We start from the raw sequence: 14,973 nt of genomic DNA, 5'->3' as shown, positions 1-14,973 counted from the left end.
CCACGCCGTCACGTCCGGTTCACGGCGTTCGGCCGCAAGTGTGGCGTAGCGGAGGGTTCGTCCGGGCAGCTGACGTGTCCGCCGAACGTGTGGTGTCCTGCTGCCGCTCTCAAGGGGTCCTTGCACTATGAGCGCCCGATGAGGTCGCGCCGACCCGGGCGCTCGTAGTGCAAGGACCCCTAAGCCGCCCGCCGGGCGTCGAGGAACGCCTCCAGGCCGGCGAGGTCGTCGGTGTTGAGGTGGTCGACGCCGGCGGCGAGCAGTTCGCCCCATACCGCGTCGCGGGCGGGACCGGCCAGGTCCGGGGTGGCCCAGAACCGCACCCGCTGCCCGCGCTTGTGGGCGGCCTCGGTGATGCCCCGCAGCTTCTGGCGCTCGGCGTCGGGGAAGGGGCCCATGCCCTGCCAGGTGAAGTTCAGCGTCCAGTTGTCGCTGATCAGCGGCACGAAGGAGGCGGGCGCCGGGCTGCCGAGGTCGGCGAGGCGGCCGTCGTAGAAGGCGCGCCGGACGGCCTGGGCCTCCATGGGCGTGCGGGCCGCGCGGTCACCGGAGACCACGGCGGTGACCGGACCGCGGTGGACGCGGCCGTGGGCGTATGTGGTGAACAGGTGCCGGTGGCGCCGGAGCCGGCGGTCGAGTGCACGGTACGTCGAGGCGCCCTCGGTCTTGATGTCGATGAGCAGTTGCAGCGATCCACGGTACCCCCGGTACACCGAGCCGTGCTGGGCCCGGACGCGGGCGGCGAGCGGGGCGAGGTAGAGGGACTCGAGGGTGCGGGACGGGTCCAGATCCTCGGGGTCGTGGGCGACCAGGAGCTGGTCGCCCACGAGGTAGATGTCGGCTTCCACGCTGCCGAAGCGGTGGTCGAGGGCGTCGAACAGCGGGCGGGGGTGCTCGTAGTCGTTGTGGGCGTGGGCGCGCCACAACGGGCGGCGCGCGTGCGTGCGTTCGCCTGCCGGCGCGGGGGTGGCGGGCAGGGCGATCGAGCCGGCGAGGGCCGCGCCGAGGGCGGTGAGGGCCGTGCGACGGGTGGTGAGGGCCATGCTCTGCCTCCCTGGAGATGCCGTACGGGGACCCTGCGAGTATGGGGGCCGTACAGCTCAAGGAGCAGGCCTGCGCACGGAGTTGGCCGGACTGCCGCCACGGGTTCACTTCACCGGGCCGGCACGCGGACAGGCCCGCCCCTGGTGGGACGGGCCTGTCCGCGTTCTCGCCCGGGAGTTCCCGGAGTTGTGAAGAGGGACGTCAGGGGGCTTGGAGGTCGACCAGTGCGGCCAGGGCTCCCCGGTGGGCGCCCGGCGTGCCGTAGGCGATCGAGTCGGCCTTGGCGCGCTTGAGGTACAGGTGCACGGGGTGCTCCCACGTCATGCCGATACCGCCGTGCAGCTGCAGGGCCTCTTCGGCGGCGCGCACGGCCACGGGTGCCGCGTACGCCTGGGCGACGGTGACGGCCACGTCGACGTCCTCGCCGTTCGCCAGGGCGTCGGCGGCGTTGCGGGCGGCCGCGCGGGTGTTGACGACCTCCAGCCACAGTTGGGCCAACCGGTGCTTGACGGCCTGGAAGCCGCCGACGGGCCGGTTGAACTGCTTGCGCTCCTTCAGGTAGCGGACAGTCTCCGTCAGCGTCCACTCGGCCAGCCCGAACTGCTCGGAGGCGAGCAGCCCGGCACCGGCGCGCAGGGCTCGGCGTACGGCGGGTTCGGCGTCGCCCAGCAGGCGGCCCGGCACCCCGTCGAGGGTGACGGTCGCGAGCGGCCGGGTCAGGTCCAGCGAGGTCCGGGGCGTGACGGTCGCGGCGGTGGCGTCGACGGCGTACAGACCGCCGTCGTCGGCCGGGACGAGCAGCACGTTCGCCACGGCCGCGTCCGCGATGCCGGTCAGTTCGCCGTGCAGCAGCCCGTTCTCGTGCCGGACGACCCGGTAGGCGGCGTCCGGCGCGACGTTCAGTGCGACCGCGAGGGCGCCGATCGTCGCCCCGGTCGCGAGGTCGCGGAGCAGGTCGTCGGCGCCGCAGGCCAGCAGGGCCTCGGTGGCGACGACAGCGCTCGTCAGATACGGCACGGGCGCGACCGCGCGCCCCAGCTCCTCCAGCACCACGGCGGCCTCGCGGTGGGTGGCGCCCTGGCCGTCGAGTTCCTCGGGCACCAGCAGGCCGGCCAGACCCATGCCCTCGGTGAGGGCCTTCCACAGGGCCAGGTGGTGCGGGGTGTCCGACTCGGTGCGGGCGATGACGCCGGGCGCGTCGCAGTGGTCGGTGAGCAGGTCGCGGACGGCGGCGCGCAGCGCCTCTTCCTCTTCCGAATACAACAGGTCGCGCTCGTTCTTCACCGGGCCAGGTCCTTCCATGCGACGTCCTTGTCGGTGCGCGGTTCGGCGGGCAGACCAAGGACGCGCTCGGCGACGATGTTCAGCAGGACCTCGCTGGTCCCGCCCTCGATGCTGTTGCCCTTGGAGCGCAGGTAGCGGTAGCCGGCGTCGCGGCCGGTGAAGTCGACCAGCTCGGGGCGCCGCATGGTCCAGTCGTCGTAGAGCAGGCCCTCCTCGCCGAGGAGTTCCACCTCCAGGCCGCTGATCTCCTGGTTGAGGCGGGCGAAGGCCAGCTTCATGCCGGCGCCCTCGGGGCCGGGCTGGCCCGCGACGAGTTGCTGGCGCAGCCGCTCCGCGGTGAGGCGGGAGACCTCGGATTCCACCCAGAGCTTCAGCAGCCGCTGGTGCAGGTCGTGCGTGCGCAGTTCGGGCCGCTCGCGCCAGGTCTTCGAGATCGGGCCGATCATGCCGCCCTCGCGGGGCAGTCGCATGCCGCCGATGGCCACGCGCTCGTTGTTCAGGGTGGTCTGCGCGACCTTCCAGCCCTCGCCGACCGCACCGAGGCGCCGCGCGTCCGGGATGCGGACGTCGGTGAGGAACACCTCGTTGAACTCGGCCTCGCCGGTGACCTGCCGCAGCGGCCGCACCTCGACGCCCGGGTCGGTCATGTCGCACACGAAGTAGGTGATGCCCCGGTGCTTGGGCACCTCCGGGTCGGTGCGGGCGATGAGGATCGCCCAGCGGGCGACGTGGGCGCTGGACGTCCAGACCTTCTGCCCGTTGACGACCCAGGTGTCGCCTTCACGCACGGCCCGAGTGCCCAGCGCGGCGAGGTCGGACCCGGCGCCCGGCTCGCTGAACAGCTGGCACCAGACCTCCTCGCCCGTCCACAGCGGCCGGAGGTAGCGCCGCTTCTGCTCCTCGGTGCCGTACTGGAGGATCGTCGGCGCGGCCATGCCGAGGCCGATGCCGATGCGCCGCGGGTCGTTGTCGGGCGCTCCGGCGGTCTCCAGCTCGGCGTCCACCACGGCCTGCAGGGAGCGGGGAGCACCGAGCCCGCCGAGGCCCTCCGGGTAGTGCACCCAGGCGAGTCCGGCGTCGAAGCGGGCTCGCAGGAAGTCCAGGCGGTCGGTGGAGGCCGGCGGGTGGGCGGCCAGCAACTCCCGGGTACGGGTGCGCAGTTCTTCGGCGTCGGTCATGCCGCCTCCTCCATGACGACCGCGATGCGGCCGGTGGTCAGGCCGTCCGCCACCTTCTGCACGGCGTCCGCCGCCCCGCCGAGCGGCACGCGTTCGCTCACCAGCGGCTTGATCGCGCCCCGGGCGGCCAGCTCGGTGAGCTGCTCGTGGCAGTGCTGGACCAGCTTGGGATTCTTGGTGTTGTACAGGCCCCAGTGCAGGCCGAGGATCGAGTAGTTCTTCACCAGGGCGTGGTTCAGGCCGGGGCTGGGGATCGTGCCGCTCGCGAAGCCGACGACGACGATCCGCCCCTCGAAGGCGACGACCTTGGCGGACTGGGTGTAGGCCTCGCCGCCGACGGGGTCGTAGATCACGTCGGCGCCCCGGCCGCCGGTGGCCTCCTTGACGGCGGCGACGACGTCCTCGGAGCGCCGGTCGATCACGACGTCGCAGCCCAGCTCGCGGGCGACGGCTGCCTTCCCGGAGCCGCCGACGACACCGATGACGGTGGCGCCGGCGGCCTTCCCGAGCTGCACGGCCGCGCTGCCGACCCCTCCAGCGGCAGCGTGGACGAGCAGGGTCTCGCCGGCCTCCAGACCGGCCCGGCGGTGCAGACCGAACCAGCCGGTCTGGTAGCCGATGTGCAGGGCCGCGGCCTCGGCGTCGTCGAGGGCGTCGGGCGCGGGCAGGAGCGCGGCGGCGTCCGCGACGGCGTACTCGGCGAAGCCGCCGTGCGGCAGCGCCGGGTTGGCGATCACCCGGCGGCCGTCCTCGGTCTCGCCGCAGATCTCCACGCCCGGGGTGAACGGCAGCGGCGGCCTGACCTGGTACTGGCCGCGGCACAGCAGGGCGTCCGGGAAGTTGATGTTGGCCGCGCGCACCTTCAGCAGGACCTGGCCGTCACCGGGGGTGGGCGGCTCGACGTCCTGGAGCCGCATCACCTCGCCCGGCTCGCCGTTCTCGTGCACTTGCCATGCCTGCATGCGGGGCCTCCACGGGGGACTGCTTCGTCTGACCGGGGTCGGTTCGCATACTAAGCGGTCGCTTGCCGATCAGGGAACAGTCTTCGGGCAAAGTCCCGCGCAGCGGTTTCACCCGTGGGTCACGCCGGGTCACGCACCCTTGGGCCGGGCCCGCACATGCATCCGCTCGCCCTGCGGCCCGAACAGGCTGAGGAACTCCACGGGCCCCTCCCCCGCCGACCCGAACCAGTGCGGTACCCGGGTGTCGAACTCGGCGGCCTCCCCCGCCGTGAGCACCACGTCGTGCTCGCCCAGCACCAGGCGCAGCCTCCCGGACAGCACGTACAGCCACTCGTAGCCCTCGTGCGTCCGGGGATCCGGTTCCTGCTCGCGCTTCGGTTCGAGGACCTTGTAGGCCTGCAGGCCGCCGGGCTGGCGGGTGAGCGGCCAGTGGGTGCGGCCGCCCATCACGATCGGCTTGGAGCGCACCCGCGGATCACCGGCCGGCGGCGCCCCGACCAGCTCGTCCAGCGCCACCCGGTGGGCGCGCGCGATGGGCAGCAGCAGTTCCAGACTGGGTTTACGCAGGCCGGACTCCAGCCGCGAGAGGGTGCTGACGGAGATGCCGGTGGTCTCGGAGAGCGCCGCCAGGGTCACCTCCCGGTCCTTGCGCATCTGCCGCAGCCGGGGGCCCACGCCCGCGAGTACCTCGTCCGTCGTCATGGCTGTATTGCAGGTTCGGCAAAGGGGTTTGTCAATCCCGCAGGGCCGGGGCGACGCTCGGCAGCGGAGGTGGTCACATGACCGAGAAGTACGCAGTGGTGGTCATCGGCGGGGGCGCGGCGGGCCTGTCCGCCGCGCTGGTGCTGGGGCGGGCCCGGCACCGCGCGCTGGTGGTCGACGCGGGCGAGCCGCGCAACGCGCCCGCCGCGCACATGCAGGGCTACCTGACGCGGGACGGCATGCCGCCCGCCGAGTTCCTGGCGGCCGGCCGCGAGGAGATCGCACGCTACGGCGTGGAGCTGGTGCGGGACCGGGTGGTGGAGGTGACTCGGGGCGAGGACCTCACCGTGGCGCAGGGCGAGGACCTCACCGTGGCGCAAGGCGAGGACCTCACCGTGGCGCAAGGCGAGGACCTCACCGTGGCGCAAGGCGAGGACCTCACCGTGGCGCAGGGCGAGGACTTCACCGTCGTGCTGGCCGGCGGCCGGACCGTGCGGGCCCGGCGGCTGGTCGTCGCGACCGGGCTGAAGGACGAGCTGCCCGCGGTCGCCGGGGTGGCCGAGCGGTTCGGCCGGGACGTGCTGCACTGCCCGTTCTGCCACGGCTGGGAGGTGCGCGACCAGCCGTTCGGGGTGCTGGCCACCGGTCCGGCGAGTGTGCACCAGGCTCTGATGGTGTCCCAGTGGTCGAAGGACGTGCGGTTCTTCCTGCACACGGTTGCCGAGGACGAACTGTCGGATGAGGATCTACGGCGGCTCGCTGCGGCCGGGGTGGAGATGGTGCCCGGGGAGGTCGCGGGGCTGGTGGTGGAGGACGACCGGCTCACGGGCGTCCGGCTCACGGACGGCACGACGCATCCTCGCTCGGTGCTGTTCCTCGCACCCCGGGCCGTTCCGCGGACCGGCCTGCTGGAGCGGCTGGGCGCCGAGCTGCACGAGACGCCGTTCGGCGCATATCCGGTGGTCGATCCGACCGGGCTGACGACCGTGCCGGGCGTGTGGGCCGCGGGCAACGCGATCGGCTTCGCCGAGCAGGTCGTCCACGCGGCGAGCGGCGGATACCGGGCGGCGTCGGCGATCGTCGGGGATCTGCTGATGACCGACCTCGACGCGGTCGCCCGGGGGTAAGGGCAACGGCCCCCATGACGGACCTCCCACCGTCGCCCGGGAGGAGCGGCACCGACCCTCCTCGCGGACCTGCCCCCACCGGCCTCGACGCCCTCGCCCAGGTGTAGAGGCACCGCCTCCGGTGCACCATGGCTGCATGCTGCTGCACCGGCTGGCCCGAGTGTCCCGGGAGGTCGCCGCCACCTCGGCGCGGTCCCGCAAGACGGCCCTGCTCGCGGAGCTCTTCCGGGACGCGGAGGCGCAGGACGTGCCGATCGTCATCCCGTACCTGGCGGGACGATTGCCACAGGGCCGGATCGGCGTCGGCTGGAAGGTGCTGAGCCGCCCTGTCGCGCCGGCCTCCGAGCCGGGCCTGACCGTGCGGGAGGTGGACGCCCGGCTGGCCGAGCTCGCCAAGGTGTCGGGCCCCGGCTCCCAGGCGGAACGGGCCCGGCTGGTCGGGGAGTTGATGAGCGCCGCCACCGAGGAGGAGCAGCGTTTTCTGCTCGGGCTGCTCACCGGCGAGGTCCGGCAGGGCGCCCTGGACGCGGTGGCGGTGGAGGGGCTGGCCCAGGCGACCGGGGCGCCGTCCGCGGACGTGCGGCGGGCCGTGATGCTCGCGGGTTCCCTCCAGGCGGTGGCCGAGGCGCTGCTCGCGGACGGGCCCGCCGCCCTCGACCGCTTCCGTCTCACCGTCGGCCGCCCGGTACTGCCCATGCTGGCGCACAGCGCCTCCTCGGTGGCCGAGGCGGTCGACAAGCTGGGCGTCTGCGCGGTGGAGGAGAAGCTGGACGGCATCCGCGTCCAGGTGCACCGGGACGGCGACACCGTGCGGCTCTACACCCGGACCCTCGACGACATCACCGACCGCCTGCCCGAAGTGACGGCCGCCGCGCTGGAGTTGCGGGGCGAGCGGTTCATCCTGGACGGCGAGGTGATCTCCTTCGACGCGGACGGGCGCCCCCGCTCGTTCCAGGAGACCGCCGGCCGCGTCGGCTCCCGCACGGACGTGGTGACGGCCGCGCGGGCGGTGCCGGTCTCCCCCGTCTTCTTCGACGCGCTGTCCGTCGACGGGCACGACCTGCTGGACCTGCCCTTCGCCGAGCGGCACGCCGAGCTGGCCCGGCTGGTGCCGGAGCCGATGCGGGTGCGGCGCACACTGGTGTCCGGGCCCGGCGACACGCCCACGGCGGAGGAGTTCCTCGCCGAGACCCTGAAGCGCGGCCACGAGGGCGTTGTGGCCAAGGCTCTCGACGCCCCCTACAGCGCGGGGCGGCGCGGCGCGTCCTGGCTGAAGGTCAAGCCGGTGCACACCCTCGACCTGGTCGTCCTGGCCGCCGAGTGGGGCCACGGCCGCCGCACCGGCAAGCTCTCCAACCTCCACCTGGGCGCCCGCACCGCCGACGGCGGCCTCGCCATGCTCGGCAAGACCTTCAAGGGCATGACCGACGCGATGCTCACCTGGCAGACCGAACGCTTCCAGCAGCTCGCCGTCGAGACCGACGACCACGTGGTGAGGGTCCGCCCCGAACTCGTCGTCGAGATCGCCTACGACGGACTGCAGCGCTCCACCCGCTACCCGGCCGGCGTCACCCTCCGCTTCGCCCGCGTGATCCGCTACCGGGAGGACAAGCGCCCCGAGGACGCCGACACGGTCGAGACGCTGCTCGCCGCGCACCCCGAGGTGAAGCCGTGAGGCGCAGTGCCGGCCTGCTGCTCTTCCACCCCACCGACGACGGCATCGAGGTGCTGCTCGGCCATATGGGCGGCCCGTTCTTCGCCCGGCGCGACGCCGGGGCCTGGACCGTGATCAAGGGCGAGTACGAACCGGACGAGCCCGCCTGGGAGGCCGCCCGCCGCGAGTTCCAGGAGGAACTGGGGCTGCCCCCGCCCGACGGGGAGGCCATCGACCTCGGCGAGGTCCGGCAGACAGGCGGCAAGATCGTCACAGCCTGGGCGGTCCGGGCGGACCTCGACCCGGCGACGATCACGCCCGGCACGTTCCGGATGGAGTGGCCGCCGAGGTCCGGACGGCTGGAGGAGTTCCCCGAACTGGACCGGGTGGCCTGGTTCGGCCTGGACCGGGCCCGCGCCGTGATCGTCAAGGCGCAGGCGGCGTTTCTCGACCGGCTGGCGGAGCACTCGCACTGAGGAGACACTCCCGCGTTGCGGTCCCCTCCGCCGCGCGGGAAGGTCGAGACACAGCCCGCTCCGAGGGAGGTCGGTCATGCCCATCGCAACGGTGAACCCGGCGAACGGCGAGACGCTCAAGACGTACGAGGCCATGGGCGAGCAGGAGATCGAGCGCCGGCTCCAGCTCGCGGAGGCCACGTTCCGCACGTACCGGACGACGACCTTCGACGAGCGCGCCCGGCTGCTGCACCGGGCCGCCGACCTCCTCGAAGAGGACCAGCAGGACATCGCCCGCGTGATGACCACCGAGATGGGCAAGCCGATCCAGCAGGCCCGCGCCGAGGCGGCGAAGTGCGCCAAGGCGATGCGCTGGTACGCCGACCACGCCGAGGAACTGCTCGCCGACGAGGAACCCGCCGACTCCGACGTGAAGGACTCCGGCGCCTCACGCGTACGGGTGCGTTACCGGCCGCTCGGCCCGGTGCTGGCGGTGATGCCGTGGAACTTCCCGCTGTGGCAGGTGGTCCGCTTCGCCGCGCCGGCCCTGATGGCGGGCAACGTGGGCCTGCTCAAGCACGCCTCGAACGTCCCGCAGACCGCCCTCTACCTGGAGGACCTCTTCCACCGGGCGGGGTTCACCGAGGGCACCTTCCAGACCCTGCTGATCGGCTCCGGGGCGGTCGACGAGATCCTGCGCGACGAGCGGGTCAAGGCCGCCACCCTCACCGGCAGCGAGCCCGCGGGCCGCGCGGTCGCCTCCACCGCCGGAGAGATGATCAAGAAGACGGTGCTGGAGCTGGGCGGCAGCGATCCGTTCGTCGTCATGCCCTCCGCCGACATCGACCGGGCCGCCGAGGTCGCGGTGACCGCACGGGTGCAGAACAACGGGCAGTCCTGCATCGCCGCGAAGCGGTTCATCGTGCACACGGACGTCTACGACGCCTTCGCCGAGCGGTTCGCCGAAGGCATGAAGGCGCTGACGGTCGGCGACCCGATGGCCGACGACACCCAGGTGGGCCCGCTCTCCAGCGAGCAGGGACTGCGCGATCTGGAAGAACTGGTCGACGACGCGGTGCGCAGCGGGGCCCAGGTGCTGTGCGGTGGCGAACGGCCGGAGGGGCCGGGCTGGTACTACACGCCGACGATCCTGGCCGGCATCACCCGCGAGATGCGGATCCACCGGGAGGAGGCGTTCGGGCCGGTCGCGACGCTGTACCGGGCGGCCGACCTGGACGAGGCCGTGCTGATCGCGAACGACTCCCCGTTCGGGCTGAGTTCGAACGTCTGGACGCGGGACGAGGCGGAGGTCGACCGGTTCGTACGCGACCTGGAGGCCGGCGGGGTGTTCTTCAACGGCATGACCGCGTCCCATCCGGCGTTCCCGTTCGGCGGTGTGAAGCGGTCCGGGTACGGGCGTGAGCTGTCCGGGCACGGAATCCGCGAGTTCTGCAACATCACCACTGTTTGGCATGGTGCGTGAGTGTTGCGGGGCTACGATCCCGTCTGTGAACCGCGAAGTGACTCTGCCTCTGATCGTCGACGACCGCGGGACCCTGCAGGTGGCTGCGGCGGATGTCAGCAAGCTCTTGCGGACGGTGGGGGGGCGGTGGGTGCGGCTCGTGGAGGGCGGGGAGTCGGGGCTGGACGAGGACACGGTCGCCGAGTTGGCCATTGAGCTGGCGAAGCTGGCCGACCGGATCGATGTGGCCTGTATCGCGCACAGCAGTGGGACCGCGACCTGAGTGGTGCGGGTGCCTGGTGGTGCTCGTGCGGTTCCCCGCGCTCTCGATTCACCTGACTCGACCGGGTGCGGAACGCGACGTCCCCGGTACGGAGTAGCTCCGCGCGAAGTCGGCCTACCGGCGGGTGATCGTGAGGGGACCACCCTTGCGGTGAACCACCTTCTGACCGGGGGGCCAAGAGCCTTCCGGGCGGCGAAAGCAGGCGCGGCTCATGGCGACTTTGTGCAGACCCTCGGTGTCCGTTCCAGAGCACGTGATCACGATGGAGGAGACCCTGGAGCTGGCGCGTGAGCGCCACGCCGGGCACCCCCAACTGCCGCTGGCCCTCCGGCTGATAGAGAACACCGGGGTACGCACCCGGCACATCGTGCAGCCCGTCGGGGAGACGCTGAAGCACCCCGGGTTCGAGGACCGCAACAAGCTCTACGAGGCCGAGGCGAAGGCCCGAGTGCCCGCGGTCGTCCAGCGGGCACTCGACGACGCCGAGCTGCTCACCACGGAAGTGGACCTGATCGTCTACGTGTCGTGCACGGGTTTCATGATGCCCTCGCTCACGGCCTGGCTGATCAACGAGATGGGCTTCGAGCCGACGACCCGGCAGCTTCCGATAGCCCAGCTCGGCTGTGCGGGCGGCGGCGCGGCCATCAACCGGGCCCACGACTTCTGCACGGCCTACCCGCAGGCCAACGCGCTGATCGTGGCGTGCGAGTTCTGCTCGCTGTGCTACCAGCCCACCGACATGGGTGTCGGCTCGCTGCTGTCGAACGGCCTGTTCGGTGACGGCATCGCCGCCGCCGTGGTCCGCGGCCGAGGCGGCGAGGGCATCCGGCTGGAGCGCAACGGCTCGTATCTGATCCCCAAGACCGAGGACTGGATCACGTACGACGTGAAGGCGACCGGCTTCCATTTCCTGCTGGACAAGCGGGTACCGGCGACGATGGAACCGCTCGCGCCCGTGCTGAAGGACCTGGCCGGTGATCATGGCTGGGACGCCTCCGACCTGGACTTCTACATCGTCCACGCGGGCGGCCCCCGCATCCTCGACGACCTCAGCACCTTCCTGCATGTCGACCCGCACGCCTTCCGGTTCAGCCGGGCCACGCTGACCGAGTACGGCAACATCGCCAGCGCCGTCGTCCTCGACGCGCTGCGCCGGCTGTTCGACGAGGGCGGCGCCGAGCACCGGGCGCGCGGGCTGCTCGCCGGGTTCGGGCCCGGCATCACCGCCGAGATGGCCCTGGGCCGCTGGCACAGCGCGGACGAGACGAGGTGACATGAGCGAAGAGACGATCACCGAGGACCCGACCCCGGTCCTGGACCGGCCCGCGCCCGGCCCGGCCGGCGCCGCCGTCGACCCGGGCGTCGACGCCGACGGCCTCCTGGACCTGTCGGCCCACACCCGTTCGCGCCGCGCCGTCGCCGCCGCGTTCACGGCGCAGGGGGTGGAGCGGGTGCGCGAACGGTGCCGGCGCATGCTGGCGGAACTGGTCGACGAGTTGCTGCAGGACGGCCCGCCCGCCGATCTGACCGAGGCCGTGCTCAGCCCCTTCCCCAGCGCGGTGATCTGCGAGCTGATGGGCGTCCCGCCCGCCGACCGGCAGGGCATGCACGCCTGGACCCGGCTGATCCTGTCCTCCTCGCACGGCGCCGAGGCCGGCGAGAAGGCCAGGAGGGAGATGGGCGCCTACTTCTCCGATCTCATCGGCCTGCGCGAGGGCAGCACCGGCGAGGACGTCGCCGCCCTGCTCGGTGCCGCCGTGGGCAGGGAGGAGGTGACCCTGGACGAGGCCGTCTCTCTCGCGGTCCTGCTCCGGATCGGCGGCGAGGCGGTCACCGATCAGAGTGTCCGGTTGTTCTACGTCCTGCTGACCCGGCCCGACCTCGCCGAACGGCTGCGCGCCGAACCGGAGACCCGTCCCCGGGCCGTCGACGAACTGCTGCGCCGACTCCCCCACCGCGACGCGGACGACTTCCCCGAGCCGGGGACGAGCTACCTCGGCTGCGGCACGAACCCGCATGTCTCCTTCGGCCTCGGCCCGCACCACTGGCCCGGCGGCCTGCCGGCCCGGATGGTGTCGGAGCTGCTCGTCGAAGCGCTCCTCGACGGCGTACCGGGCCTTCGGCTCTCCGTTCCCGCCGACGAGCTGCCCCTCAGGGCGGGCACGCGGCCGCGCGGGCCCGAGTCCCTGCCCGTGACGTGGTGACCCGGCGATGACGGCGACGGAAGGGCTGCTCGTCCCACCCGGCCACGGCCGGATCATGGAGACGCCCGCCCAGCGCGTCACCTTCAAGGTGACCGGCACGCACTCCCGCATGGCCTCCACCTTCGAGGTGGTCGTGCCCCCGGGCTTCGACGTCGGCGCCCATGTGCACACCCGCAGCGAGGAGTTGTTCTACGTGCTGGAGGGCGAGCTGGACGTCCTCGCCTTCGAGCCGCGGATCCGCACACCCGACAACTGGCGGACGTGGGAGTCCGCTTCGGGCAGCCGGGTGGTGCGGGCGACGCCCGGGACGGTGATCGCCGTGCCCCCGGGATGCCCGCACGCGTTCGCCAACCCGACCGACACACCGGCGAAGGTGTTCTTCCAGGCGAGCCCGCCGCCCGACCACGAGCGGTACTTCGAGGAACTGCTGGAGATCCTCGGCGGCGGGGGCCCGCCGGACCAGGCGGCGATCGAGGAGCTGCGGGCGCGCTACGACATCGAGCAGCTGACGCCGCTCCGGCACCGTTAGCGGATGGGCACGCCGGCGAGGGTGCGGGCGATGACCAGGCGCTGGATCTCGCTCGTGCCCTCGAAGATGGTGTAGATGGCCGCGTCCCGGTGCATGCGCTCCACGGGGTACTCCCGGGTGTAGCCGTTGCCACCGAGGATCTGGATCGCCTGGGCCGTGACCTTCTTGGCCGTCTCGCTCGCGAAGAGCTTGGACATCGAGCCCTCGGCCGCCGTGAACGGCTTGCCGTTGATCGCCATCCAGGACGCGCGCCACACCAGCAGCCGGGCCGCGTCGATGGACGTCCGCATGTCGGCGAGCTGGAAGGCGACGCCCTGGTTGTCGATGATCGGCCGGCCGAACTGCTCGCGTGTCTTCGCGTAGTCGAGGGCGACCTCGTAGGCGGCGCGGGCCGTGCCGACGGCCATGGCTCCGACCGCCGGGCGCGACGCCTCGAACGTGGCCATGGCCGCGTTCTTCACGCGCTCGCCGCCCGCCTTGGCCCGCTCCCGCGCCCGGGCCAGCCGCTCGTCCAGCTTCTCCTTGCCGCCGAGCAGGCAGGAGCCGGGAACCCGCACGTTGTCCAGGATGACCTCGGCGGTGTGCGAGGCGCGGATGCCGTGCTTCTTGAACTTCTGGCCCTGGGCGAGACCCGGCGTCCCGGGCGGGACGATGAAGGAGGCGTGCCCCTTGGAGCCGAGCTCGGCGTCGACGACCGCGACGACGACGTGGACGTTGGCGATGCCGCCGTTGGTCGCCCAGGTCTTGGTGCCGTTGAGCACCCACTCGTCCTTGGCCTCGTCGTACACGGCCCGGGTGCGCATGGAGGCCACGTCGGAGCCGGCGTCGGGCTCGGAGGAACAGAATGCGGCGACCTTGACGTCGTCCGCGTCGCCGTACATCTGCGGGATCCAGGTGCCGATCTGCTCCTCGGTGCCGTTGGCGAGGACGCCGACGGCGGCGAGGCCGGTGCCGACGATGGACAGGGCGATGCCCGCGTCGCCCCAGAACAGCTCCTCCATCGCCATGGGGATGCCGAGGCCGGTCGGGTCGAAGTACTGCTGGGCGTAGAAGTCCAGGGAGTAGATGCCGACCTTGGCGGCCTCCTGGATGACCGGCCAGGGAGTCTCCTCACGCTCGTCCCATTCGGCGGCCGCGGGGCGGATCACATCGGCCGCGAAGCCGTGCAGCCAGTCCCGGACCTCCTTCTGTTCGTCGTTGAGCTCCATGGTGAACTCGGCCATGTCGTCCCCTCCAGCGGCACACATGCATGTTACTTGCGGTAACACAGTCTGTTACCGGCGGGTAGTCGAAGTCAACTCCTACCGACCGGTCGGCACCCGTTCGGTGTCGGGGGCACGCTTCAGTGTTAGTTTTCGCAGGCGTCATGGAAACAGCACGGGTGGGGAGAGACCATGGACACCACGCAGCGGACCGATCAGCAACGGTCCGCCGACCGCCGCCGGCGTGAGCTGCTGGAGGCCGCCGACCGGGTGGTGCTGCGCGACGGACCGCAGGCATCGATGAACGCGATCGCGGCGGAGGCCGGCATCACCAAGCCGATTCTCTACCGGCACTTCGGCGACAAGGGCGGACTTTACGCGGCCCTTGCCATGCGGCACACGGACGCCCTGCTGGACTCGCTGCGGGCGGCGCTGGACGCGCCGGCGGACCGGCGGGAGCGGGTCGAGGCGACGCTGGACACGTACCTCACGGCGATCGAGCTGCGGCCCCAGGTGTACCGGTTCCTGATGCACCCCGCGGAGGGGGGCCAGCCGGGGGACCAGGGGTTCGACGTCGGCAAGCACAGCGCGCCGTTGCTGCGGCGGATGGGCGAGGAGCTGGCGCAGGTCATCGAGGAGCGGCTGGATCTCGGTCCGGGCGGGCAGCAGCTCGCTCGCGTGTGGGGGCACGGGATCGTCGGCATGATGCATGCGGCCGGGGACTGGTGGCTGGGGGAACGGCCCTGTTCTCGTGCGGAGTTGGTGCGGAGTCTGGCTGATCTTCTGTGGGGTCGGCTTGCGGCCGCCGGGGATCGGGTGGGGGGTCCGGGGTTCTGAGCGTCGTATGTCGCCTGACGGCCTGTTGTTCGCGCAGTTCCCCGCGCCCC

At 72.2% G+C, this 14,973-nt stretch carries 14 protein-coding genes and 1 pseudogene; 9 read left to right on the top strand and 6 right to left on the bottom strand.

The genetic code is table 11. The features are described 5' to 3' along the window. Positions 1-179: 179 nt before the first annotated feature. The 5 genes from FDO69_RS24470 to FDO69_RS24450 all read right to left on the bottom strand — a co-directional run bounded on the left by FDO69_RS24470 (position 180) and on the right by FDO69_RS24450 (position 5,170). Complete coding sequence (locus FDO69_RS24470) at positions 180-1,043, bottom strand: phosphatidylinositol-specific phospholipase C/glycerophosphodiester phosphodiesterase family protein (RefSeq protein ID WP_104782003.1); 864 nt, start codon at positions 1,041-1,043, stop codon at positions 180-182. Between the two features lie 202 nt (positions 1,044-1,245). Then, positions 1,246-2,346 carry an acyl-CoA dehydrogenase family protein gene (locus tag FDO69_RS24465; RefSeq protein WP_104782002.1) on the bottom strand — a complete coding sequence of 367 codons (1,101 nt, stop codon included), beginning with the start codon at positions 2,344-2,346 and terminating at the stop codon, positions 1,246-1,248. Then, a complete protein-coding gene (locus FDO69_RS24460; RefSeq protein WP_104782001.1) occupies positions 2,325-3,506 on the bottom strand; it encodes an acyl-CoA dehydrogenase family protein in 1,182 nt (393 codons plus the stop codon). The genes FDO69_RS24465 and FDO69_RS24460 overlap by 22 nt, the downstream gene beginning before the upstream one ends. Then, on the bottom strand, positions 3,503-4,468 hold the full coding sequence (locus FDO69_RS24455) for an NADPH:quinone oxidoreductase family protein (protein WP_104782000.1): 966 nt from the start codon (positions 4,466-4,468) through the stop codon (positions 3,503-3,505). Before FDO69_RS24455 ends, FDO69_RS24460 begins: the two co-directional genes overlap by 4 nt. Before the next feature lie 129 nt (positions 4,469-4,597). After that, positions 4,598-5,170 (bottom strand): helix-turn-helix domain-containing protein, encoded by a 573-nt coding sequence (locus tag FDO69_RS24450; protein ID WP_104781999.1) that lies wholly within the window; start codon positions 5,168-5,170, stop codon positions 4,598-4,600. A gap of 77 nt (positions 5,171-5,247) precedes the next feature. Here FDO69_RS24450 and FDO69_RS24445 point away from each other — a divergent pair, with 77 nt between their 5' ends. The 8 genes and pseudogenes from FDO69_RS24445 (at position 5,248) to FDO69_RS24410 (ending at position 12,884) form a co-directional block, all read left to right on the top strand. After that, positions 5,248-6,297 carry an NAD(P)/FAD-dependent oxidoreductase gene (locus FDO69_RS24445; RefSeq protein WP_234388063.1) on the top strand — a complete coding sequence of 350 codons (1,050 nt, stop codon included), beginning with the start codon at positions 5,248-5,250 and terminating at the stop codon, positions 6,295-6,297. A 136-nt stretch (positions 6,298-6,433) separates the two neighbouring features. Beyond that, entirely contained in the window at positions 6,434-7,972 is a 1,539-nt protein-coding gene (locus FDO69_RS24440; protein ID WP_104781998.1) for an ATP-dependent DNA ligase, read from the top strand. Then, entirely contained in the window at positions 7,969-8,427 is a 459-nt protein-coding gene (locus FDO69_RS24435; RefSeq protein ID WP_104781997.1) for an NUDIX hydrolase, read from the top strand. The genes FDO69_RS24440 and FDO69_RS24435 overlap by 4 nt, the downstream gene beginning before the upstream one ends. A 76-nt stretch (positions 8,428-8,503) precedes the next feature. Next, positions 8,504-9,889, top strand: a complete 1,386-nt coding sequence (locus FDO69_RS24430; protein WP_104781996.1) for an NADP-dependent succinic semialdehyde dehydrogenase — start codon at positions 8,504-8,506, stop codon at positions 9,887-9,889. Between the two features lie 25 nt (positions 9,890-9,914). Beyond that, complete coding sequence (locus FDO69_RS24425; protein WP_033307522.1) at positions 9,915-10,151, top strand: DUF6213 family protein; 237 nt, start codon at positions 9,915-9,917, stop codon at positions 10,149-10,151. 211 nt (positions 10,152-10,362) lie between these two features. Next, positions 10,363-11,424: a type III polyketide synthase gene (locus FDO69_RS24420; RefSeq protein ID WP_104781995.1), complete on the top strand. Its 1,062-nt coding sequence runs from the start codon at positions 10,363-10,365 to the stop codon at positions 11,422-11,424. Then, positions 11,384-12,355 (top strand): annotated as a pseudogene (locus tag FDO69_RS24415) (cytochrome P450 family protein); the annotation flags it as partial. The gene FDO69_RS24420 and the pseudogene FDO69_RS24415, both read left to right, overlap by 41 nt. 7 nt (positions 12,356-12,362) lie before the next feature. Then, entirely contained in the window at positions 12,363-12,884 is a 522-nt protein-coding gene (locus tag FDO69_RS24410) for a cupin domain-containing protein (RefSeq protein ID WP_104781994.1), read from the top strand. On the opposite strand, the gene FDO69_RS24405 is transcribed toward FDO69_RS24410, so the two are convergent. Beyond that, positions 12,881-14,107: an acyl-CoA dehydrogenase family protein gene (locus FDO69_RS24405; RefSeq protein WP_104781993.1), complete on the bottom strand. Its 1,227-nt coding sequence runs from the start codon at positions 14,105-14,107 to the stop codon at positions 12,881-12,883. The genes FDO69_RS24410 and FDO69_RS24405 overlap by 4 nt on opposite strands. Before the next feature lie 171 nt (positions 14,108-14,278). Here FDO69_RS24405 and FDO69_RS24400 point away from each other — a divergent pair, with 171 nt between their 5' ends. Then, positions 14,279-14,923: a TetR/AcrR family transcriptional regulator gene (locus FDO69_RS24400; RefSeq protein WP_104781992.1), complete on the top strand. Its 645-nt coding sequence runs from the start codon at positions 14,279-14,281 to the stop codon at positions 14,921-14,923. Positions 14,924-14,973 lie beyond the last annotated feature (50 nt).

Source organism: Streptomyces tibetensis, from assembly GCF_007655005.1.
GTDB lineage: Bacteria > Actinomycetota > Actinomycetes > Streptomycetales > Streptomycetaceae > Streptomyces > Streptomyces tibetensis.
Note: the sequence above shows the minus strand (reverse complement) of the source record. Positions and strands in the feature narration are given on the sequence as shown.